Consider the following 22425-nt stretch of genomic DNA (forward strand, 5'->3'; position numbering starts at 1 on the left):
TTTAGACACCCTCTTTTCTTTCTTTCAAATAAATTTTTATTTGCTGTGGCGTTCTACCAAAAGGCTAACGACTTCTTCCAACTTGTAATCTTTAGCTGCAAGGAGCACCAGGTAATGAAACATCAAATCAGCAGCTTCACCCATAAATAAATCTTTATTGTCATCTTTGGCTTCAATCACCAGCTCAACAGCCTCTTCTCCTACCTTTTGGGCAATCTTATTAATTCCTTTATTAAAAAGACTTGCGGTATAAGATTTCTCAGACAAATTCTTCTTTCTCTCATTAATCACCTGTTGCAACTGCAGCAAAAAATCAATGGAAGATGCTTGGTTCTCTTCTGCCCAGCAAGTATCTGTTCCTTTGTGACAAACCGGACCTACCGGTGCCACTTTTATCAGTAAAGTGTCATTATCACAATCTAAACTTAAATCTTTCAATTCAAGAAAATTACCACTTTCTTCTCCTTTGGTCCAAAGTCTTTTTTTACTTCTGCTATAGAAAGTCACTTTTCCAGTCTCGATTGTTTTTTCGTACGATTCCTTATTCATGTATCCCAGCATCAACACCTTTTGTGTTTTAACATCTTGAATAATTGCAGGCACAAGTCCTTCTCCTTTTTCGAAATCAATTTGGTTTGTCAGATCTTTAAAATTCATCTTTTATAATTGTGGTTCGTTTATATTCTTACTGGTATATTCTTACTTTTTAGATATGTTTTCAAATTGGGAATTTCTATTTCCTTAAAATGAAAAACACTGGCTGCCAAAGCGGCATCAGCCTTCCCTTCGGTAAATGTATCTGCAAAATGTTCCATATTTCCAGCTCCGCCCGAAGCTATAATTGGAATATTTATCATCTCGGATAGTTTCGCCAAAGTTTCATTCGCAAATCCATTCTTGGTTCCATCGTGATTCATTGACGTAAACAAGATTTCTCCTGCACCCAATCTCTCTGCTTCCAGAATCCAATCGAACAAATCAATTCCGGCAGCTAATCTTCCGCCATTTAAATAGACTTCCCATTTGCCGTCGGCAAAGCGGGCATCTACGGCAACAACAACGCACTGACTGCCGAATCGGGAAGCCAAGTCTGATATTAGCTTTGGATTTCGGACAGCCGAAGAATTTATGGATACCTTATCAGCTCCGGCATTCAAGAGAATGCCAACATCCTCCGGTGTAGAAATTCCTCCACCAACAGTGAAAGGTATATTTAGTTCTTTTGCTACTTTCTGCACCAAATCAATAAGTGTTTTCCTCTTTTCATGAGTGGCTGTAATGTCTAAAAAGACCAATTCGTCCGCTCCTTGCTCTGCATAATACGCAGCCAATTCAACAGCATCACCGGCGTCTCGTAAATCGACAAAATTAACTCCTTTAACCGTTCTTCCGTCTTTTACATCCAAACAGGGTATTATTCGTTTCGACAGCATATTTACAGGATAAATTCGTTAACCAATTCATTCATATCAATTCGATTTTCGTAAATCGCCTTGCCGATAATCACGCCCCAACAGCCAATCTCATTCAAAATGCGAACATCTTCGATATTACCAACTCCTCCGCTTGCAACCAGTTCTAAATTGGGAAATTCTTTCATTACCGATTGATACAACTCAACAGCTGGCCCCTGCAGCATTCCATCTTTCGAAATATCGGTACAGATTACAGTTTTCACTCCTTTTTTCTGATAATTCTCCAAAAACCTGAACAAATGATAATCAGAATCTTCTTTCCATCCGGAAATTGAAACCATTTCATTTCGAACATCGGCTCCCAAAATCATTTTATCCGAACCATATTTTTCCATCCATTTTTCGAACATGTCAGGATTCGAAACGGCAATGCTGCCACCTGTAACCTGATTCGCTCCGCACTGAAAAGCCAATTCGATATCTTCATCAGATTTCACTCCTCCACCAAAATCGATTTTCAGATTGGTTCCGGAAGCCACTCTCCGCAACACTTCCGAATTGCAGATATGTCCTGATTTAGCACCTTCCAAATCAACCAAATGCAGACGGGTAATTCCTAATTCTTCAAAGCCTTTTGCTACCTGCAACGGATCTTCACTATATACTTTTTCGGTATCGTAATCTCCTTTTGTTAATCGAACGCATCGGCCTTTTATGGTATCGATAGCTGGTATTATTTTTATTCTGGTCATTTGTTTTAGATATAAGACATGAGGTGTGAGATTCGTGCACATTATCCAATTTCTCACAGTAAATTCCAATTCCTTTTACAGATTGATAAAATTTTCGAGTATCCTAACTCCTACTTCTCCCGATTTTTCAGGATGAAACTGACAAGCATAGAAATTATCTTTCTGAAGTGAAGCACTGAAATTCAATATATAGTTACAAGATGCAACAGTCTCCGAAGAACTTGGCACATAGTAAGAATGTACAAAATAGGCAAATTCCATTTCAGAGACTCCTTTAAACAAACTGCCTTTCAGTTCCTCCAACTGATTCCATCCCATGTGAGGCACTTTGCGTTCATTGGTAAAGCGTTTTACTTGCAGAGGGAAAATACCCAATCCTTTTGTATCACTTTCTTCGGAGCTTTCGCACATCAGCTGCATTCCCAAACAAATACCTAACACGGGTTGTGTCAATTGAGGAATCAATTGATCCAAGCCATTCTTCCGAAGCGAATTCATGGCCCAGGCAGCTTCTCCAACTCCGGGAAATATCACTTTATCTGCACTGCGAATCACTTCTTCGTTATTTGAGACAACAGGAGTAATTCCCAATCGCTCAAAAGCATATTTTACAGATTGAATATTTCCTGCATCATAATCGATGATAACAATTTTCTGATCTTTCATTTTATTTAGACTAAGATGAGAGTCCCGAATTCCCGGGATTAGATAAATCACTTCCCTTACACATTTATTTAAACTTTTAAAGCTTCCCCTTCGTAGATGGCAATTGCAAACAATTTGCGTCTCTTCGAATCGCCATGCGAATGGCTCTGGCCAAAGCTTTAAAAATGCCTTCTATTTTATGATGCTCATTTTGTCCTTCGGCCTTGATATTCAGATTGCATGAAGCTCCATCGGAGAATGACTTAAAAAAGTGGAAAAACATCTCTGTTGGCATTCCTCCAATCATTTCGCGATTGAATTCAGCCTCCCAAACCAACCAATTTCTACCTCCAAAATCAATAGCAACCTGCGCCAAACAGTCATCCATCGGCAAACAGAAACCATAACGATCCAATCCCAATTTATTGCCAAGAGCTAACTTAAATGCTTCTCCCAAAGCAATTGCCGTATCTTCTATGGTGTGATGTTCATCAACTTCCAAATCACCTTTTACGGTAACGCTCAAATTAACTCCGGAGTGTTTGGCAATCTGATCGAGCATGTGATCAAAAAATCCGATTCCTGTATCAAATATGCCTTTTCCTTCACCATCCAGATCCAAAACAATTTTAATCTTTGTTTCGTTCGTATTCCTTTCAACCGTTGCGGTTCGTTCACTTAAGCGCAAAAACTCATATATTTTCTCCCACGATTCTGTGCGCAATTTAATACAAGCTTCCAGTTCCTGTTTCGATTCCGACAACTCATCATCACCAATATTTCCACTTGATGAAATAAAAATTGCTTTTGCATTCAAATTCTTAGCCAATTCAACATCAGTCCAACGATCACCAATCACAAACGAATTTTCCAAATCATACTCCTCCGAGAAATACTTTGTCAACAAAGCCGTACCTGGTTTTCTTGTTGGTGCATTTTCATGAGGAAAAGTTTTATCAATGCATACATCTACGAATTCAATTCCTTCACTGGAAAATGCCTGCATCATTTTATTCTGAGCCGGCCAAAAGGTATCCTCAGGATATGAACCGGTTCCCAAACCATCCTGATTGGTAACCATCACCAGTTCAAAATCAAGTTGCTTTACAATTTTCGCCAGTCCATTAAAAACACCAGGATAATACTCCAATTTCTCCAGACTATCCACCTGATAATCAACAGGAGGCTCCAGAATCAATGTCCCATCTCTATCAATAAACAGAACTTTCTTTTTTGTAGTTGTATCCTTCATGATTTCAATTCAAATTTTGTTAATGTATTTTTCAAAATCGCATTTTCCTCACTTGTACCAATACTAATGCGAACACAGTTTCCCAGGCTTTGAATTTTTGACCGGTCCCGAATAATGATTTCATCGGTAAGCAAATAATCATATAAGCCTCTTGCATCATTCACACGAATCAAAATAAAATTAGCATCAGTAGGATATACTTTCTCAACAAAAGGCAAACCATTCAAAAATGTGATCAAACCTTCTCTTTCTGCGATGATATTCTTCACTTGCTCTTCATACAAATCAACAGTTTCCAATAATTCAAGAGCTTTGGTCTGAGTCAGACAATTCACGTTATAAGGTGGCTTTATTCTGTTCAAGACATTGATTATTTCCCTGGAAGCCAAACCAATACCCAAACGAATTCCTGCCATTCCCCATGCTTTTGACAATGTTTGCAGGATCACTAAATTGGAATAATCGGCTAATTTATCTACCATAGTTTTGCCTGGAGCAAAATCAATGTAAGCCTCATCAATAATAACAATTCCTTTAAATTTATCCAGTAATTCAACAAGCTTACTCTCATCCAACAAATTAGCTGTTGGATTATTCGGCGAACATAGAAATAACAGTTTCGAATTCTGATCGGCAACTGAAAGAACAGCATTTACATCCGGCTGAAAATCCTTATCAAGCGGCACTTCACGATTCTCAATCGCATTGATTCCTGCTGCAACTTCATACATCCCATAGGTTGGCGTACAAATAATTACATTATCGATATTCGGCTCACAAAATGCTCTAAACAAAAGATCAATAACCTCATCACTGCCATTTCCAAGAATCATATTTTCAGAATTCACAGCTTTCAATTCTCCCAAACGTGCTTTTAATGTTCTTTGTATAGGATCCGGATAGCGATTTACTCCATTTTCATACGGATTTTCGTTGGCATCCAAAAAGACAGATCCCTTTCCTGAAAATTCATCTCTTGCAGAAGAATACGGCACCAGTCTTTTCACATTCGCCCGAACCAATTTATTCAAGTCTATGCTTGATTTTATTTTTGCTCCCATCATGAATTTAATTTTATCTTATTCAAACGAACCGTTACTGCATTACTGTGAGCATCCAATTGTTCGGCTTTCGCCATGATTTCAATTACAGGCCCCAAATTCAGCAAGCCCTTCTCACTTATTTTTTGGAAGCTGATACTCTTCATAAAAGAGTCAAGACTCACACCGGAATACGCCTTTGCGGCTCCGTTTGTTGGTAAGGTGTGATTGGTTCCAGATGCATAATCACCTGCACTTTCCGGAGTATAATTTCCTAAAAAAACAGATCCGGCATTTTTGATTCCATCAATCAACAAATCTTCATCTTTTACTGATACAATAAGATGTTCCGGCGCATACGAATTGCTTAATTCAAGAGCTTCTTCCTTTGATTTCACCAAAACAATTTTCGAGTTCTCCAATGCTTTGGCAGCAACATCTCTTCTCGAAAGAGCCTGCAATTGTTTTTCGAGTTCTTGTTCAACTCCTTCTATCAGCTGCTCAGCCCAAGTCACTAATACCACCTGACTATCAGTACCATGCTCTGCCTGAGACAATAAATCTGCGGCAACAAATTCCGGTTCTGCTGTTTCATCAGCCAAAATCATTACCTCCGAAGGTCCCGCCGGCATATCAATTGCCACTCCTATTCTATTTGCGCGTTGTTTGGCCGCAGTCACATACTGATTTCCCGGTCCGAATATTTTATGAACTTTTGGTATCGATTCGGTTCCATATGCCATTCCTCCAATTGCCTGAATGCCGCCAACCTGAAAAACCCGATCGATTCCAACCAACTTGCAGGCATATAGAATGGCCGGATTAATTTTTCCATTCTTCCCTGGAGGTGTACAAAGAACAAGCTCACCACAACCAGCCAATTTTGCAGGAATGCCTAACATTAACACCGTTGAAAACAAAGGAGCGCTTCCACCCGGAACATACAAACCAACCTTTTCGATTGCTGTTGATTTCCTCCAGCAACGAACTCCTTCACTTGTCTCAATCACCTCAGAATCCTGAAATTGAGCCTCATGAAATGTCTGGATATTCTTTGCTGCAATTACCAAAGCTTGTTTTAATTCATCATCGAGCATACTCTCCGATGCATCGATATCAGCTCGGTTAACTTCCGTTTTATTAATATTTACGCCATCATACTGCAGGGTATATTTAAACAACGCTTTATCGCCATCCCGTTTTATTTCTCCAAAAACCAGATTTACGGCATCCTCTAACTCATCCACATTAAAGATAGGACGAGTTAATACACTATTCCAAGATTCTTTCGCCGGGTACTTTATTACTTGCATTTTCGTAGGAATTAAACTTACAACACCATTTTCTGAATTGGAATAATCAATATTCCTTCTGCACCATTCAATTTTAACTGATCAATGACTCCCCAAAAATCATTCTCGTTTATAACAGAGTGAATAGAACTCCATCCTTCCTGTGCCAAAGGCAATACAGTCGGGCTTTTCATTCCAGGCAGCACCTTAATGATATCCTCCACTTTATCATTGGGCGCATTCAGCAAAATATATTTGTTGTTTTTTGCGGCTAAAACAGATTTCATTCGAAACAGCAGTCGTTCCAATATAGCACTCTTTAGATTGCTGATATTTTTATTCGCAACCAAACAGGCCTCCGAAACCAAAACCTCTTCCACCTCAACCAGTCCATTCTTGAACAATGTACTACCGGAACTCACCAAATCGCAAATTCCATCGGCCAAACCAATATTAGGCGCAATTTCAACAGAACCGGAAATTACGTGAATTTCACAATCTAAGTTATTGGCATCTAAAAACTGCTGCAAGGAATTTGGATAGGACGTGGCTAATTTTTTCCCATTAAAATACTCCAATCCTGTATACTCTACATCTTTCGGCAAAGCCATTGCCAACCTACACTTTGAAAAACCTAATTTCTGAAGGATCTCAAGTTCCTTTTGCTTTTCGATAATTACATTCTCTCCTATGATAGCAATATCCGCGACACCATCCTGAACGTACTGAGGAATATCTGAATTTCTTAGGTATAAAACTTCGAGTGGAAAATTGGAAGCGTTTGCTTTCAATTGATCTTTTCCATTATCGATGGAAATACCACACTCTTTCAGAATTCGCAAGGAATCTTCCTGCAGTCTTCCAGATTTTTGTACTGCAATTGTTAATTTTTCTCCCATGGTTAAAAATTTTGGTGCCTTCTGGTATCAGTTTTAGGCAATAAAAAACGCCCGACTGTTACCAGCGGGCGTTTAAATGTTAGTTAAAATATCTTTAGAAATACTGCATAACATCCTCAGCTCACCGGTTGGTAAGTATAATGATGATGATGATGAATTGCAGTAAATTTCATTTTTTCTTTTTTGATATGCCACAAAGATTAGTAAAATATTTTAAGCATCCAAATTCAGACTCAAAGAATTACAATAATATAAACTTAAATTAACAACACCTGATTTAGGCTGCATGTAATAAATTACATGACATTTTACGATACAAAACCAAACCTTATATGGGGGTCATCTCAAAAAAAACAATTTTTCTTCCTTATACCCCTTATCGTAATCGTTATAAATACTAAAAACATCATTTTTTATAAATTACCCCCTATTTTTCTATTGTGTTTTTGATTTTTTTAATACTTTTACAAAATCAAACTATTAAATATAGGGGTCACATTAAAAAAAACCACATTTTATAAACCGATACCCCCACATTCCGAATAGTCTGATTGAAATAAACCATTTTTACTAACTATTATAGAAAACCTAAATTTTTACCACATGCAAAAACATTATTTAGCTCTTCGAAACAAAGCCACATTGCATTCCGAAGATAAAAAAGAGCAATCCCTTTCTTCAAATTTTCGACAACGGTCGAATTTACGCTTGGTCTAAACCCGAAACCCGAGATTCCTTAATCCGGGGAATCTCGGTGTTTCAACCAGCCAAAAATGAAAGAGTATGATTTAAAAAACAATTTAAACAATTAGCTCATGAAAAAGATCGAAGCAATTATCCGTAAAACAAAATTTGAAGACGTAAAAAAAGGCCTGCACAATATCGGAATTGACTACTTGTCATTTTGGGATGTAAGAGGCGTAGGAAAATCAGTAGAAGAGAGAGTTTATCGAGGTGTAATCTACGACACCAGCAGTATCGAAAGAACATTAATTTCTTTCATTGTGCGGGATAAATATGTTGATAGCTGTATTGTAAGCATTCGTGAAAATGCTTTCACCGGAGAAGTTGGAGACGGAAGAATTTTCGTTTACAATGTTGAGGATGCTTACCGTATTCGAACAGGTGATTCGGGTGATCGTTCCCTATACGACGAAGAGTAATCAGCAACTAATTTTTCACAATTTAAATTACCTATCATGGAAGAGACACTTACTTTAAATACTTTACAAGCAGCCGTTGCCGAAACGGGACACTCAATTGATATTGTTTGGGTTTTAATAGCAACAGCACTTGTTATGTTTATGCAGCCAGGATTTGCCATGGCTGAAGCTGGTTTTACAAGATCAAAGAACACAGCTAATATTTTAATGAAAAATCTTGTTGACTTTGCTGTTGGATCCATTGCATTTTTCCTCATTGGATACGCCCTGATGTTTGGCACAGATATAGGAGGATTGATAGGTAAACTTCCATTTATGGAAGATGTAAGACCTGATATTGACTTATCATTTTTAATGTTCCAAACCGTTTTTGCAGCAACAGCAGCTACCATTGTATCCGGTGCTGTCGCTGAACGAACTGAATTTAAAGCCTACGTGCTCTTTAGTATTGTGACTACAGCCATTGTTTACCCAATATCAGGGCACTGGATTTGGGGTGGTGGATGGTTAAGCGAACTTGGCTTTCACGATTTTGCCGGATCAACTGTTGTTCACTCCGTTGGAGCATGGATGGGACTTGTCGGAGCCGCTATAATCGGCCCTAGAATAGGAAAATATAATGGCAAAGTAAATGCCATTCCCGGTCACAATCTTACCTTTGCCGCACTTGGCGTATTCATTCTTTGGTTTGGATGGTTTGGTTTTAATGCAGGCTCTCAATTAGCCGCTAACGGCACAGCAAATACAGTTGCAATATCTCATATATTCCTGACAACCAATTTATCTGCCGCGGCAGGTACCATAGCCGCACTGGTAATTAGCTGGATTCGCTATAAACGCCCTACTCTTTCTTTAAGCCTGAACGGTTCATTAGCCGGCTTGGTAGCAATTACTGCTGGTTGTGATATTGTATCGCCGGAATCTGCCATCATCATTGGCTTAATTGCTGGTACAGTACTCGTATTTGGAGTAGAATTTATTGACAAAGTTTTACGAATTGATGATCCGGTAGGTGCTGTAACAGTGCACGGAATCAATGGTGCCCTGGGAACAATTTTAGTCGGATTTTTCGCCAAAGAAGGTGGTGTATTCTACGGAGGAGGTTTCAGTCTGCTGGGAATTCAGGTTTTAGGTGTTGCTGCAGTTGCGGCATGGGCTTTAGGCACAGCATATATTATCTTTAAAATATTAAAGATTACCGTTGGATTAAGAGTATCTGCCCGTGTTGAGGAAGAAGGTCTTGACATCTATGAACATGGAGAAAAAGCATACCACTAACACTTTCTAACTAACTCGTTTCTCACAAATGGCAAGGTACAATGTTTGTTCCCTGCCATTTATTTTTTGTTTATCTATGTTTATTTTAAATAATTTGTAATTTCATATAAAATTCTACGTTAACTTAGAATGAGTAAATACAAACTTTTAAATCAAATAAAAATGAATCAAATGAAGAAAGTAAATGTGTTTTTATTAGCCTGTTTTTTCCTAGTGCTAAGCATAGGACAATCCGGATGTTATGGGCCATTTCGCCTGACAAAAAATTTACATGAATGGAATGGCACAGTAGGTGACAAATTTATTAACGCACTGGTATTTTTTGCATTTATTGTTATTCCGGTTTACGAAGTTGCTGTTTTCGTTGACGGTGTTGTATTAAACACCATTGAATTTTGGACCGGAGATAATCCTGTTACCATGACCGAAAATGATAAAGATGTTCAAATCGTAAAAAAAGACGGCAACAAATACCGCATTACAGCTACGCAAAATAAATTTCACATAGAACAACTTCAAGGTGCTAATAAAGGCGATACAGCAGAATTAATCTTCAATCCTGAAAATAACTCATGGAGTTTAAAAGACGGCAACAAAGAACTTCAGAAACTTGTTGATCTAAATATTGAAGCGAATTTAATTCACATATACAAGCCTGATGGTCAAACCGTAACTTTCGATCAAAACACAAATAACCTTGCAGACATTAAGGCTCAGCTAAACGCAGAATCAATAAACTGGGCTCAAAAATAAACAGCAAGTCCTGTTCCAAATAAAGAAAACCCCAATTGTTATATCTAACTTTTGGGGTTTATTTTAATGGCTTTGAGCCATAGCCTAAAATTATACTGTCTAAAAATTTTTTCCTTGAACTGATAAATGTAACTTTAATGGTAATCGTTTCAATTTTAGGATGGTATGAATACAAAAGAAAATAAACATATCCAAAGCACTTTTTCAAGGTGCTTTTTTGTCCTTCTTTTACTTCTATCAAACTTATACTCTTTCGGTTTACCGCCTAATACATCACGTGAAAACGAAAAAATCACCCTACAACTTAAATACTTCCATCAATTTCAATTTGCCGGCTATTATGCCGCTCTTCACAAAGGGTTTTATCAAGATGCTGGATTAACAGTTGAATTAATTGAAGGAGGTACAATAAACTCAATTAGTAAAGTTCTAAACGGTGAGGCTGATTACGGCATCGCAGCAAACGATCTTCTAATAGAACGCCTTAACAACAAACCAATAGTCTTACTAGCCTCTATATTCCAAAGCTCTCCATCCATATTTATCTGCCTGCAAAAATCAAACATTCATACGGCGCATGATCTCATCAACAAAAGAATCATGTTGCTCGATGAATACAGGGATCCGGAACTGATGGCGATTTTTTATAAGGAAGGGATTCAAATAAATGACATCAACCGAATTAGCACAACATACAACATTAATGATTTAATTGATGGAAAAACTGATGTATTAAATGCTTACTCTACCAACGAGGCCTTTTTTTTGAAAGAAAGAAACATTCCGTACACTATTATATCACCCAAAACCTACGGTATTGATTTTTATGGTGACTGCCTGTTCACAAGTGAAAAAGAAATCGAAAACCACCCACAAAGAGTGAAGGCATTTATAGAAGCCAGCAAAAAGGGCTGGGAATATGCGTTAGAGAATAAAAAAGAAATTATTGATTTAATTCTTGAAAAATATTCAACAAACAAAACCAGGGCGCATTTAGAATTTGAAGCAAATGAAATTCAAAAACTAATTCTGAATGAATATGTCGAGATTGGCCATATCAATCCCGGCAGATGGGAAAACATTGCCGAAATATGCTCTAAAATGGGAATGATCTCAAAAAATTACGACTTAAGAGGTTTTATATACCAACAAGAGGCATACAACACTCCTACATGGCTTAAATGGATACTTGGAATTGCTATATCAATTAGCGCTATCGTAATTGCCATATCTTACTACTTGTATTTCTTTAACAAACAATTGCAGAAAGCTGTTTCGAAACAGACATCAAGCCTACGCAAAAAAAACATCGAATTGCAAAATGAAATATCAGAAAGAATCAGAACTGTAGCAGCCCTTAAGCAATCTGAAAAAAGATTTCGTGAGATGATTGAAAATCTGCCGTCAGGAGCTATTTTAGTGGAAGAAGATGAAAGCCTGTTCACCAATAAAAAAACATTTGAGATTACCGGGTATACCAATTCTGAATTGCCAAATATCGACTCATGGTTTTCAACCCTTTACCCAAAAGACAAGTCGAAACAGATACAATTGTATCTGGAAAATAAAATTAACAAATTTAACATTGCTTCAATTACAAGTATTACATGTAAGAATGGAGAGCTTAAGGATGTTGAATTTCACGCTTATAAGTTTGACAATAAAGAAATTTGGCTGATGAATGACATATCTGAAAGATTAAAAACACAAAATGCTCTTATCTCCAGTGAAAATAAACTAAGAACTTACATTGAAGAATCTCCCAACGGACTTGTTATTTTTAAACCAAGTACAAAGTTAAGTTTTGCTAATCAGGCCTTTATTGAACTGCTGGAAATTCCAGAATCAAAATTAAAGGAAATTTCTATCCTTGATCTTTTTTCTCCCTCACATCAAGAACAAAACAAAAGCCTTTTAAATCAACTCTTAACCGGTGGTAAAATTCAGGGAGAAGTATTCATTCAAACCACATCCGGCAAAGACATTCCCGTATACATTAGTGCAGTTCAATTAATCAATCATGAATTTTTAGCTTTTATTGTCGATATTTCAGCCATAAAAGAAGCAGAGAATAAACTAAGCCTGGCCTTGAAACATGCAGAAGAAAGTGACCGCTTAAAATCTGCATTTTTAGCCAATATGAGTCATGAAATACGAACTCCAATGAACGGAATACTGGGTTTCAGTCAGTTGTTGCAAAAAGAGAATCTAGATCAGGAAAAAAAAGAAAAATACCTTGACATACTTACACAAAACGGGAAACAACTTTTAGAAATAATCAACAATATAATTGACATTTCTTCTTTGGAAGTTAACCAGCTGAAGGTTAATAATAATGTTTTTTCCGTAAAAAAAATGATTGATGATCTGCAGTTACTTTTTGCAGTGGAAAATATCAGATACAAGAAAGATCAGATAGAAATTCGTTTCAACAACAAGATCTCCCTTGCACAAGATGAAATATATTCTGACTCCGGTAAGATTAAACAGATCCTTATTAATTTAATAAATAACGCTTTAAAATTTACCGAAAAAGGCAACATTACCATATCATCCCGAATTGAAAAATCGAGACTATATATTACCGTTGAAGATACAGGTATTGGCATTCCGAAAGAAAAACAGAATATAATATTTGAACGTTTCGGGCAGGTAGAAAACGCATACACCCGTCAATTTGGAGGGGCCGGTCTTGGGCTCCCTATTTCAAAAGGATTGGCAGAACTTTTACAAGGTGAATTATTCTTCGAATCGACTATCGGCATTGGTTCAAAATTCGAGTTCTACATTCCTATTTAATAGAAAGGGGAAAAGCGACAGAAGATTAGCATTAGAAACAGATACACAAACTAATTTAGGACCTGGAACTTTTCTTTTTAATTTTCTCATTTCGGTGAAGAAATCCTTTACGCTCCATTTTACCCCAACTTCTATTCCCCATTAAATATTCTACATTTCCTTTTACAGCAAAAAATAAACTTATAGGATGAAGAATAAATGGCTCTAACAAAGCCGCAATCCACAAGCGAAAAACATCCATTTTCCGCTCGTAACGATGAAAAGTTAACTCCTCATACAAGATTGCCCATGTAGAAAAAAACACAGCAAAAGTATACACAAACAAAGAAGTAACCAGTATAAAACTCAAACTTAAATTATCTGTAAAAAACAAAACAGTCATGTAAATAATTCCCAGCACTTCAACAAGGGGTGCTAACCACTCAAACAAAAACCAAAAAGGATATCCCAACAAACCCATGGAACCATATTGTGGAGAAAGAAATATTTTTGAATGATCAGTCAGTGTTTCAATCGTACCACGGGTCCATCTACTTCTCTGTCTGCCAAACACTTTCAAATTCACAGGAGCTTCTGTCCAACACAAAGGATCAGGAACATATTCAATCTTATACTTCTCGCGATTCTCAGACATATATCTTCGAATTCGAACTACCAATTCCATATCCTCACCAATCGAATGCGCATACCCGCCACTTTGTACCACCACTTCCCGGTCGAACATTCCCATTGCACCTGAAATAATAATCAATCCATCGAGCTGAGCCCAAGCCATTCTACCCATTAAAAATGAGCGGGTATATTCCAAAACCTGCATTCTGGCCAAAATATTCCGGGGAACTTTCACATCGGCGATTCTTCCGTTTTCAACCAAACACGAGTTGGCTATCCGAACAACACCACCAGCCGCAATCACCCTTCTGTCGGTTCGTTCCAAGAATGGTTTTACCAATTTCAAAACGGCATCCGGCTCCAAAATAGAATCAGCATCAATAGCCATAAATAAAGCTTTATCCGATACGTTAATTCCTGCATTCAAAGCATCCGCTTTCCCTCCGTTTTCCTTGTCGATAACCACCAAATTGGAATAAGTAGAAAGCATAGATTTATATACTCCTCTCACTTCTTTAGTTGGAATCTCCATGTTAACAGCAAAATTGACCTTCTCCAATTTAAACGCCGTCTGCATCTCCTCAAACGTTGAATCGGTACTCCCGTCATTAATAATAATAACATCAAAATTATTGTAATGAATTGTATAAATGGACTCAATATTATCCACAATGGTTTTAGCCTCGTTAAATGCCGGCACAAGCACCGAAACCGAAGGAGTCAGAGGAGAATCAAGTATAACATTATAGTCCACAAAACTATTTTTCTTCAAATAATAATTCAGAGAAAGTCCGGAAATTATACTCAGGAGTGTGTAACTAAAAATTAAAAGAAATGCATAGGAAATAAAAATCCCATCCAAAAAATAACTTATAAATCTTATAAACTCATCGTAATTCATATTCTTGGATCTAAAACATGACTAATTATCCTATTCAATTCTTCATCCCCGTTTTCTGAAAGTGATTGCAGCTTCACAATACCAGGTTCACCAACAAGCACCAGAGACTTACAGCACTCCATCCTAATTTTAAACTCCTCATCATTAATATTTTCTACAAGAAAGTTCATTTCACTCTCCAAACCCAATTTACCAATCGATCTTATGATATTAATCTGATTAGGAAGTTCCTCTAATAAAAAAAGCTCTTTTAATTTAACAACTGCCTCCTTACTCTCCAAATCAATCAGAGTTTTAATAACCTTTCCTTTTACCAAATCATTGTCATGATTTAGCAACTCCATCACTTTGGGTGCAGCTTCCCTTTGTTTTAAAACGCGTATCATATCCAGACAAAACATCACCACAGAGTCATTCCAGTGATCGAGCCACAGATGAAATTCAGGTATTTCAATTCTCTTTTTGCGAATTAAATCAAAAACATTAATCTGCTCCCAAATGGTGAACGGCTTTTCCTGAGAATCCAAAAAAGCAAAGGGCACAAAAGGAAGCAACTTAATCAATCCCATTTGAGATTCAATCCTAAGAATTTCATTCGGCCTTTTAAGAAACTCCATAATGTTTTTATTCTCACTCTTTACTCTCATGTGACTAAGTTCACGAATCCCTTTAATTTTATGGTGCCATCTTTTACGAAGTTTTCTTACAGAATCCTCATTTAATTTCATGTCCAGATACAACTTTCTAATTTCACTGCTCACCTGCTTACTTTCTGCCGTATCAATTGAAATTAAAACAGCTATCAATATCTTTCTATGAAATTTAGACTTAATACTTTTCAAATCTGCCAATTCCTTCTTCGACAAATCATCGATCAAAAACCGAACAATTAATTTTGAATATTTTTGATGCAATAATTCCATTTTCTTCTTCTGATAAGAAAGGTGTAATTTAGAAAACAGAATAGATGGAAGAAGCAAAGCCAATGCAATAAAGAAAACAAGGATCATGTAAATGATCAGTCTATTCAGCACATTGTATGGAAGCCGTTCAAATGCATAATTTACAATTGACTGGATTCTCTCAATAAATGTCTTTGATAAATCAAAAAATGAGAATACCATTCCCTGAACATGGTCAGCACGCTCGAGTATCTCAATTAAAATTATATATAAAAACTTTATCTCCATCCTACCTCTTAATTTCCAACTCTTTTTTCACCGCTTTTATCCCTTGATCTATAAATGATTTCAAGCCGGAAACAAAAGCTCCGGCACCGTTCACATTTCCAATTTCTGAATGAATATTTGTCTCAAATTCTGTATTGGTATACATTTTATGGATATCACAATAAACAGAATGTCTTATCCTTCCTGCCAAGACTTCAATTTCCTTATTCAAGGCATTAGATATACACTGAAGAAACTGAATGCAAACTTCGTGAATACTATCTAATACTAATTGAAATAATCTGTTCATAAGACATTAAAATTGGTAAGACAACTTCACTGAAAAAGAAAGCACATTTCTCTTTTCATTCACCCGGTACTCTTCCCGTTCATAACCAAATTTAAGCAGGTAAAGCAAACGGTCTGTCCCTAAGCGATCCTGATAAGACAATCTTACTTTTCTACTTTTGTATTTGTACATATCCGGGGACAAAAAATTTCCTCTGGGTTCATCGGGCGAAACACCTGCAGCTAATTCCAGTCCAATGTAATTCTTCGAATCTCTTAAATACCTCCTTGTTGTTAACCAATACGATTGTGAGACATTGCCATTTTTTGGTGTAAGGTAGGTTCGAAAAGAAAACCAGTAATTCCTGTAATATTTTTCCAGCGACGCTGTATAAATATAAATATTCTTATTCCCCGCATCGGAATCGAACTGAAGAAACCGCATGCCTGCAGAGAACCCAAATGCCTCTGGTAATTTATGATACAATTCTGCACCTGCACGATGTTTAGGAAACAAATTATCGGGAGAATATCCATAATTTAAATATGCATAACTTTTTTTAGTCACACGCGGATAGGCATCAATTTCAAATTGTTTCGCGACCCCCCCGGACCAAAAACTTTCACCATCAAAAATCAAATCACCTAAATTGATCTTCCCGATGACAGTACCCCAGCTATTGCGCCGAGCCAATTGAAACGAGCTTAAATGCCACTTTCGATTGTACGGTTCTTTGAAATACTCGTAATCATGCTGATAAACCGCTTTATAAATCATTCTGGATGACTTGTATTTATCCATCAAAGCCAAGCCCTCTTCGCTGCCTGGATTCAGCTCCAATAATTCATCCAAAACAAGCAGCGATTTATCTTCCTCTCCTATATCTTGCAGCAATTTAATTTTCTCAACCAAAAAAGCCTCTTCATTGGGAAAGATAGAAAGACCATACTCACAATAAAAAACTGCTTTATTAGCATCTCCTGCCCATTTTTCCAGATCAATCATGGCAAATATGGCATCACTATTATCAAAATCAAGATCCAAAACCTTTTGCAATTCCTCTCTCCCTGATTTAAAATTTTTATCCCAGGCGAAAGTTCTTCCGATTAATATTCCGGCATCGTAAAACTCAGGATTCTCATTCAAAATCTCATAACAAATCCTTCGGGCTTCTTCCCGATTTCCTGCAAATGCCAATTCCCTCGCCCGTTTAAATTCATCCAAACTATTTTTCTTAGGCACAGAAGATTCCTGGGCCAGTCCGTGCCCAATCATACAGAATAGTAAAAGCGTAACAAGAGATAAAAATTTCAGCATGCAAAATTACAATTTATGTTTATTAAAACTCTTTCTTCAAAAATAAAACACGAATATCTCACTCCAACTATACAATATTAAACTTAATCCACAAACACCACCTCTTGGTCCTTTCTTGCTGATATACTATCCATCACAGTCGACATAAACGGTCGGTAATACTTCCAGAAAAACATTTCCCTGTCTTTAAACTGGTTTGCATTGTAAAATACACGGCTCAATTTATTAACTCCATTAAAGTAGGAAGAATAGATTCCCATTTCATTGTCTGAAAAATCACAGGCAAAATAAATAAATCGATAATCCTGATCGTGTTCCAAAATTGCCGGAAACTTTTTGGGCAAATTAAACTGATCCAATAAAGCCTTTCCTTCCTCATTCACATCTAAATTGAACCATGCCAAAACATGGTTACGCGAATCGGTTGAATTGATATCAAACCAAAATGGATAATATACCGATTCAGGTACATTGTATTGTATTTGTGTACTCAACTCACTTTTCAACACGGGAAAATGTCCGTTTAAATGCCTTTTTGAGTCCAGAATAACGATTCTCTCATTATTATCAACCAAGACTATTCCGGCATTTTTAAAATCATACTCTTTTCTGTAATTCTTTTTATACAAATCCGGTACCCAACGAGGAATTTCCGGATCGAGGACCGTATCTAAAGTAGAGTAATATTTACCAACCCAACCACTCCATTTTACCCCCAGCAATTGTTCTGTTTGTTTTCGAACCAGTTCCGAAGTAGGTGAAGCGAAAAAATTAAACTCTGCAATAATCGTTTTGCCTTTTCTTTTCATCTCTCTTATCAAGTTGAACTCTGCCGTTTGTAATCCACCATAAAATAAGGATATTGTATCCTTTCCATAATCAGGATGATCTTTCCAGTTGGAATTATAAATACCGTATGTATCGGCAAAAAACACAAGATCCAGAGAATCAGCAAGCGCAGATAATCCTTGTTTTTCAAAAATGCGCAGATCCTTGATCATATACCTTCCATCATCTCCGGGATGAAAGCCGTAAAAATCTTCTGCGAAGTTGTATTCCTCTCCATTCGATTTTACCCATCGTTTTTGATTGACAAGCCAAAAAAAAGACAGATGTTCTGAATAATTGCTGTTTACAGAAGCTTTATCCACAACTAAGAGATTCATCTGAACCTTATCTTTAAACTTCCAACTGATCCACGAAATGACCGGAATCAGCAGAAACAAGAGAATTAATATTCGTAGTAATTTCCACATTCGCTCTTTTTATTTTAAATTACCTGCAATATTCACCTTTATAACGGGTTTAATCATTAATAAGTTTGTTTTTTTTGATAAGTAATTTTTATTTTAGGACGTAAGGCTCTTTTTTTGACTTGACTAATTTTATCTTTTATTAAAAAAAATAAATTTCTTAGCCAAAAACATGATATTCATCTATTAATCAAAAGTATTTCTCCATGAAAAATATTCTCCCCTCAATATTTCTCCTCCTTTTAGATATCTTTTTCAATTTCAACAAATTCTTATAGTCAAATCACTAAGGGTCAGAAACAAAATATGAACCAAACAAAAATTAGATGTAATCCGGACAAGTGGAGACTGTGTTGCAGTGCCTAAAAGGTATATATGCACACCTATGATGCTAATAAAATAAGCTGGAGGGCCGAAGTTAAGCTCATTGTTTGGGAATTATATTCAAAACGTTTAAGTCAAGATGCAGAGTTTCAAACATGCACTAAAAAAAAGCAGGAAGAAAAGATATCCATTTTTGCGTGCAAAGCCTGCGCTGATATGTACGGCGTTTCTCCTCAACTTGAAAAATTTAGGTATTGATGCAAAGTTCATGGAAAAACAAGCAGGCTAATGCCTTCGAAAAAACGATAAAGTAATTACCTTTTAACAAGACAATATGCTAAGCAAAAGTATTTATGAGTTCTTACTCGAACTAAGAGTGAACAACAACAAAGATTGGTTTCATGCAAACAAGGAAAAATACGATAAGGCCAAAAAGGATTTTGAACTTTTCGTTGAACTAAGCATAGAGCAAATCAAACTCATCGACCCGGATCTATCAGGTCTAAATGCCAAAGACTGCATTTTTAGAATATTCCGGGATGTTCGGTTTTCTGAAAATAAACAACCTTACAAAACACATTTTGGAGCTTTTCTGGCTAAAAATGGTCGGAAAAGCAGATATGGAGGTTATTACATTCATATTGAACCCGAAGGAAGTTTTTTAGGGGGCGGTTGCTACATGCCTGAACCTAATGTGCTTAAAGCCATTCGTGAAGAAATATTTCACAACCCACTGGAATTTAAAGAAATCATCACGAATAAAGAATTTGCATCTCATTTTCCTGAAATGTACGGTGAAAAACTAAAAACTGCTCCACGTGGTTATCCTAAAGATTTTGAATACATCGACCTGCTAAATTTCAAAAACTATGCGGTCGGGAAAATGGTGCCGGATCAGATCGTTTTATCAGAACAATTTTCCGATGAAATTTTAAAATGTTTCTCAAGCTTACAAACCCTTAATGCATATCTAAACGAAATATTAGCAGATTTATAAAAAGCGAGAGCATCACTTATGTTGATATTCCCTCATTAATTTTGATAAAACCCAAATCATGAAAAGCCTTTTCTTAGTCGGAGCAGATCACTCTCAGCGTCCTAAAAGAAAAGGTTTTCTTATTGACGGCAGTCGGCACAATTAAAATTACCCGTTTCTTTTTAATTGATAAAACCAGGCAGATGCAGATTTAGATTCATTCTTTTATGTTCGTTTACTATATTAGATGAGCTTTACAAAGCCCTGTCGGTTAAGTACAATTAAGATTGAAAGTTGACAAAAGACTACACTTATCAGATCAAAAACAAACAAAATGAAGCAACTAACACTACTAAGTCTGATTACCTATTTATTACTTACACCTGCCTTTGCTAAAAAAGAAACATTTAAATATCCTGCATTTACAATTCCTGCCGAACTTAAAAAAAATGCCAATGCCGTAGTTCGTTTGGATGAAGCCGAATTTACAGTGCACTCGAGAAAAAGCTCCAGCCTGACACAAAAAATGGTGATTACAATTCTAAATAAAAAAGGAGAAGATTACGCATCAATTCCTTTTGGGTACAGCAAATTTGAAACACTGGAAAGCTTAAAAATCACCATTTATAATTCCTTAGGCCAGGTGATTAAAAAAGTAAAGGAATCAGAAATTAAAGATTATAGTTATAGCTCTGCGGGTGAACTGATCGGGGATTCACGTTTCAAAATTTACGAACCAATTCAGAAACAATATCCATATACTATTGAATACGAATCGGTGTCAGACTACAAAGGTCTTTTTGTTTATCCAAGCTGGAAAGCCTATCCCGGCTATTTAGTCGGTGTTGAAAAATCCAGAATGAAAGTCATTATTCCTTCAGAAGAAAAATTACGATACAAATGCATCAATTTTAAAGATCCAATCAGCACCACAAGCATAAATGATCAGAACATCTACCAATGGGCTATTGATAGTTTACCTGCCTTAAAAAGTGAACCCTACTCTACAGGGGTACTCTCCCAATCTCCTCAAATTCTGCTGGCTCCGATGGATTTTGAAATGGATAATTACCCAGGCAGTTTAGAAAGCTGGAACAGTCTGGGGAAATGGTCGGCTGTTTTAAATCAGGGACGCGATCAAATTCCTGAAGAAGAGAAGGCACAAATCACAAAACTCACCAAAGACTGCCAGACAGATATTGAAAAAGTAAAAATATTGTATGAATACATGCAATCGAAAACACGTTATGTTGGCATACAATTAGGAATAGGCGGCTGGCAAAGTTTTCCGGCTGAAATGGTTTCGGAAAAAGGGTACGGTGATTGCAAAGCATTGTCGAACTATATGAAATCCCTGCTTAAAGTGGTTCATATTCCATCCAATTACACTTTGGTGAAAGCCGGGGAAAGCAATAACCTGCAGCATACAGATTTTGTACACAGCTATTTCAATCATGCTATTTTGAGGGTGCCACTTCAGAAAGACACCATTTGGCTCGAATGCACAAGTCAGAAGATGCCTTTTGGCTATCTGGGAACCTTTACCGACGACCGCGATGTGCTGTGTGTAAATGATAACGGCGGAGAACTATGCCATACTCCGATATACACAATCGAACAAAACCAGCAAATTCAAAATGGTATTTTCACCCTATTGGAAAATGGAAACGCTCATGCTGAAATCTCGACTGTTTACAGTGGAATTCAATACGAAAACATTGAAACCCTTTACCATAGAAGCAGTGTGGATGATCAAAAAAAATTCCTTTACGAAGAACACATCAACCTACCCGATTTCACAATTAATGATTATAGTTTTCAGGAAGATAAAAAACAAATTCCATCGTCCGTTTTAAATCTAAATCTTGATATAAGAAACTATGCTTCACAAACGGGGGATCGGTTGTTCGTCCCTTTGAATAAAATCAACAGAATTACTTACATTCCGAAAAAATTAGAAAACAGACTCACCGACATTCGTTATATCAGATCAACTGAAGATAAAGACAGCATCTGTTTTATACTACCTGAAGGTTACGAAATTGAAAGCCTCCCCGATGAAAAAATAATCGAATCAGACTTTGGTTACTATCAAAGCAATGCTAAATTGATTGACAATAAAGTTTACTACACACGAATTTTCCGCAAAAATAAAAACACATTTAAAGCATCCCGCTACGAAGAGTTTCGCTCATTTAGAAAAGAGCTTGCAAAAGCTGATAAGACAAGTTTGGTACTAAAAAAGATTACGAAGTCTTGAAGAGTCTGGAAAAGTCTCGAAAGGTCTGGAAGAGTC

Annotated in this window: 19 protein-coding genes; 6 read left to right on the forward strand and 13 right to left on the reverse strand. The window is 36.7% G+C overall.

Annotated elements, in window-relative coordinates:
• Window positions 1-36 precede the first annotated feature (36 nt).
• The 8 genes from hisIE to hisG all read right to left on the reverse strand — a co-directional run bounded on the left by hisIE (window position 37) and on the right by hisG (window position 7295).
• On the reverse strand, window positions 37-657 hold the full coding sequence (gene hisIE, locus ACKU4N_RS13645; protein WP_321317122.1) for a bifunctional phosphoribosyl-AMP cyclohydrolase/phosphoribosyl-ATP diphosphatase HisIE: 621 nt from the start codon (window positions 655-657) through the stop codon (window positions 37-39).
• 20 nt (window positions 658-677) lie between these two features.
• Complete coding sequence (gene hisF / locus ACKU4N_RS13650) at window positions 678-1433, reverse strand: imidazole glycerol phosphate synthase subunit HisF (RefSeq protein ID WP_321317136.1); 756 nt, start codon at window positions 1431-1433, stop codon at window positions 678-680.
• Window positions 1434-1435: 2 nt separating this feature from the next.
• Complete coding sequence (gene hisA, locus ACKU4N_RS13655) at window positions 1436-2167, reverse strand: 1-(5-phosphoribosyl)-5-[(5-phosphoribosylamino)methylideneamino]imidazole-4-carboxamide isomerase (protein ID WP_321317141.1); 732 nt, start codon at window positions 2165-2167, stop codon at window positions 1436-1438.
• Between the two features lie 75 nt (window positions 2168-2242).
• On the reverse strand, window positions 2243-2833 hold the full coding sequence (gene hisH / locus ACKU4N_RS13660) for an imidazole glycerol phosphate synthase subunit HisH (protein ID WP_321317143.1): 591 nt from the start codon (window positions 2831-2833) through the stop codon (window positions 2243-2245).
• A 76-nt stretch (window positions 2834-2909) separates the two neighbouring features.
• Window positions 2910-4064, reverse strand: a complete 1155-nt coding sequence (hisB, locus tag ACKU4N_RS13665; RefSeq protein ID WP_321317145.1) for a bifunctional histidinol-phosphatase/imidazoleglycerol-phosphate dehydratase HisB — start codon at window positions 4062-4064, stop codon at window positions 2910-2912.
• Window positions 4061-5128, reverse strand: coding sequence for a histidinol-phosphate transaminase (gene hisC, locus ACKU4N_RS13670; RefSeq protein ID WP_321317147.1), 1068 nt, complete (start codon window positions 5126-5128; stop codon window positions 4061-4063). The genes hisB and hisC overlap by 4 nt, the downstream gene beginning before the upstream one ends.
• Window positions 5125-6417, reverse strand: coding sequence for a histidinol dehydrogenase (hisD, locus tag ACKU4N_RS13675; RefSeq protein ID WP_321317149.1), 1293 nt, complete (start codon window positions 6415-6417; stop codon window positions 5125-5127). The genes hisC and hisD overlap by 4 nt, the downstream gene beginning before the upstream one ends.
• A 17-nt stretch (window positions 6418-6434) precedes the next feature.
• Window positions 6435-7295, reverse strand: coding sequence for an ATP phosphoribosyltransferase (gene hisG / locus ACKU4N_RS13680; protein WP_321317151.1), 861 nt, complete (start codon window positions 7293-7295; stop codon window positions 6435-6437).
• An 815-nt stretch (window positions 7296-8110) separates the two neighbouring features.
• On the opposite strand from hisG, the gene ACKU4N_RS13685 reads away from it, so the two are divergent.
• The 4 genes from ACKU4N_RS13685 to ACKU4N_RS13700 all read left to right on the forward strand — a co-directional run bounded on the left by ACKU4N_RS13685 (window position 8111) and on the right by ACKU4N_RS13700 (window position 13288).
• A complete protein-coding gene (locus ACKU4N_RS13685; protein ID WP_321317153.1) occupies window positions 8111-8458 on the forward strand; it encodes a P-II family nitrogen regulator in 348 nt (115 codons plus the stop codon).
• A 36-nt stretch (window positions 8459-8494) separates the two neighbouring features.
• Entirely contained in the window at window positions 8495-9736 is a 1242-nt protein-coding gene (locus tag ACKU4N_RS13690) for an ammonium transporter (protein ID WP_321317158.1), read from the forward strand.
• Between the two features lie 171 nt (window positions 9737-9907).
• Window positions 9908-10489, forward strand: coding sequence for a DUF3332 domain-containing protein (locus ACKU4N_RS13695; protein ID WP_321317160.1), 582 nt, complete (start codon window positions 9908-9910; stop codon window positions 10487-10489).
• 165 nt (window positions 10490-10654) lie between these two features.
• Entirely contained in the window at window positions 10655-13288 is a 2634-nt protein-coding gene (locus ACKU4N_RS13700; RefSeq protein WP_321317162.1) for an ABC transporter substrate-binding protein, read from the forward strand.
• 55 nt (window positions 13289-13343) lie between these two features.
• Here the strand turns inward: ACKU4N_RS13700 and ACKU4N_RS13705 are convergent, their stop codons facing one another.
• From ACKU4N_RS13705 to ACKU4N_RS13725, 5 genes are all read right to left on the reverse strand, one after another.
• Window positions 13344-14654 (reverse strand): glycosyltransferase family 2 protein, encoded by a 1311-nt coding sequence (locus ACKU4N_RS13705; RefSeq protein ID WP_321317164.1) that lies wholly within the window; start codon window positions 14652-14654, stop codon window positions 13344-13346.
• Between the two features lie 143 nt (window positions 14655-14797).
• Window positions 14798-15991 (reverse strand): HEAT repeat domain-containing protein, encoded by a 1194-nt coding sequence (locus tag ACKU4N_RS13710; RefSeq protein ID WP_321317166.1) that lies wholly within the window; start codon window positions 15989-15991, stop codon window positions 14798-14800.
• A gap of 1 nt (window position 15992) precedes the next feature.
• Window positions 15993-16280, reverse strand: coding sequence for a hypothetical protein (locus ACKU4N_RS13715; RefSeq protein ID WP_321317168.1), 288 nt, complete (start codon window positions 16278-16280; stop codon window positions 15993-15995).
• A gap of 6 nt (window positions 16281-16286) precedes the next feature.
• Entirely contained in the window at window positions 16287-17576 is a 1290-nt protein-coding gene (locus ACKU4N_RS13720; RefSeq protein ID WP_321317169.1) for a YaiO family outer membrane beta-barrel protein, read from the reverse strand.
• A gap of 83 nt (window positions 17577-17659) precedes the next feature.
• Window positions 17660-18832: a hypothetical protein gene (locus ACKU4N_RS13725; protein ID WP_321317171.1), complete on the reverse strand. Its 1173-nt coding sequence runs from the start codon at window positions 18830-18832 to the stop codon at window positions 17660-17662.
• Between the two features lie 655 nt (window positions 18833-19487).
• On the opposite strand from ACKU4N_RS13725, the gene ACKU4N_RS13730 reads away from it, so the two are divergent.
• Both ACKU4N_RS13730 and ACKU4N_RS13735 read left to right on the forward strand, forming a co-directional pair.
• Window positions 19488-20150: a DUF2461 domain-containing protein gene (locus tag ACKU4N_RS13730; protein WP_321317174.1), complete on the forward strand. Its 663-nt coding sequence runs from the start codon at window positions 19488-19490 to the stop codon at window positions 20148-20150.
• 313 nt (window positions 20151-20463) lie between these two features.
• Entirely contained in the window at window positions 20464-22389 is a 1926-nt protein-coding gene (locus ACKU4N_RS13735; protein WP_321317177.1) for a DUF3858 domain-containing protein, read from the forward strand.
• Window positions 22390-22425: the final 36 nt, after the last annotated feature.

Origin of the sequence: Labilibaculum sp. (assembly GCF_963664555.1) — a bacterium.
Taxonomy (GTDB): Bacteria; Bacteroidota; Bacteroidia; order Bacteroidales; family Marinifilaceae; genus Labilibaculum.

What these genes read in the sequence shown, in the direction of transcription:
- ACKU4N_RS13715 (WP_321317168.1), bottom strand. Translation starts at nt 16,280, where the DNA reads ATGAACAGATTATTTCAATTAGTATTAGATAGTATTCACGAAGTTTGC.
- hisH (WP_321317143.1), bottom strand. Translation starts at nt 2,833, where the DNA reads ATGAAAGATCAGAAAATTGTTATCATCGATTATGATGCAGGAAATATT.
- ACKU4N_RS13730 (WP_321317174.1), top strand. Translation starts at nt 19,488, where the DNA reads ATGCTAAGCAAAAGTATTTATGAGTTCTTACTCGAACTAAGAGTGAAC.
- ACKU4N_RS13725 (WP_321317171.1), bottom strand. Translation starts at nt 18,832, where the DNA reads ATGTGGAAATTACTACGAATATTAATTCTCTTGTTTCTGCTGATTCCG.
- hisG (WP_321317151.1), bottom strand. Translation starts at nt 7,295, where the DNA reads ATGGGAGAAAAATTAACAATTGCAGTACAAAAATCTGGAAGACTGCAG.
- ACKU4N_RS13735 (WP_321317177.1), top strand. Translation starts at nt 20,464, where the DNA reads ATGAAGCAACTAACACTACTAAGTCTGATTACCTATTTATTACTTACA.
- ACKU4N_RS13695 (WP_321317160.1), top strand. Translation starts at nt 9,908, where the DNA reads ATGAAGAAAGTAAATGTGTTTTTATTAGCCTGTTTTTTCCTAGTGCTA.
- ACKU4N_RS13710 (WP_321317166.1), bottom strand. Translation starts at nt 15,991, where the DNA reads ATGGAGATAAAGTTTTTATATATAATTTTAATTGAGATACTCGAGCGT.
- hisIE (WP_321317122.1), bottom strand. Translation starts at nt 657, where the DNA reads ATGAATTTTAAAGATCTGACAAACCAAATTGATTTCGAAAAAGGAGAA.
- hisC (WP_321317147.1), bottom strand. Translation starts at nt 5,128, where the DNA reads ATGATGGGAGCAAAAATAAAATCAAGCATAGACTTGAATAAATTGGTT.
- hisD (WP_321317149.1), bottom strand. Translation starts at nt 6,417, where the DNA reads ATGCAAGTAATAAAGTACCCGGCGAAAGAATCTTGGAATAGTGTATTA.
- ACKU4N_RS13690 (WP_321317158.1), top strand. Translation starts at nt 8,495, where the DNA reads ATGGAAGAGACACTTACTTTAAATACTTTACAAGCAGCCGTTGCCGAA.
- hisB (WP_321317145.1), bottom strand. Translation starts at nt 4,064, where the DNA reads ATGAAGGATACAACTACAAAAAAGAAAGTTCTGTTTATTGATAGAGAT.
- ACKU4N_RS13700 (WP_321317162.1), top strand. Translation starts at nt 10,655, where the DNA reads ATGAATACAAAAGAAAATAAACATATCCAAAGCACTTTTTCAAGGTGC.
- hisA (WP_321317141.1), bottom strand. Translation starts at nt 2,167, where the DNA reads ATGACCAGAATAAAAATAATACCAGCTATCGATACCATAAAAGGCCGA.
- hisF (WP_321317136.1), bottom strand. Translation starts at nt 1,433, where the DNA reads ATGCTGTCGAAACGAATAATACCCTGTTTGGATGTAAAAGACGGAAGA.
- ACKU4N_RS13720 (WP_321317169.1), bottom strand. Translation starts at nt 17,576, where the DNA reads ATGCTGAAATTTTTATCTCTTGTTACGCTTTTACTATTCTGTATGATT.
- ACKU4N_RS13685 (WP_321317153.1), top strand. Translation starts at nt 8,111, where the DNA reads ATGAAAAAGATCGAAGCAATTATCCGTAAAACAAAATTTGAAGACGTA.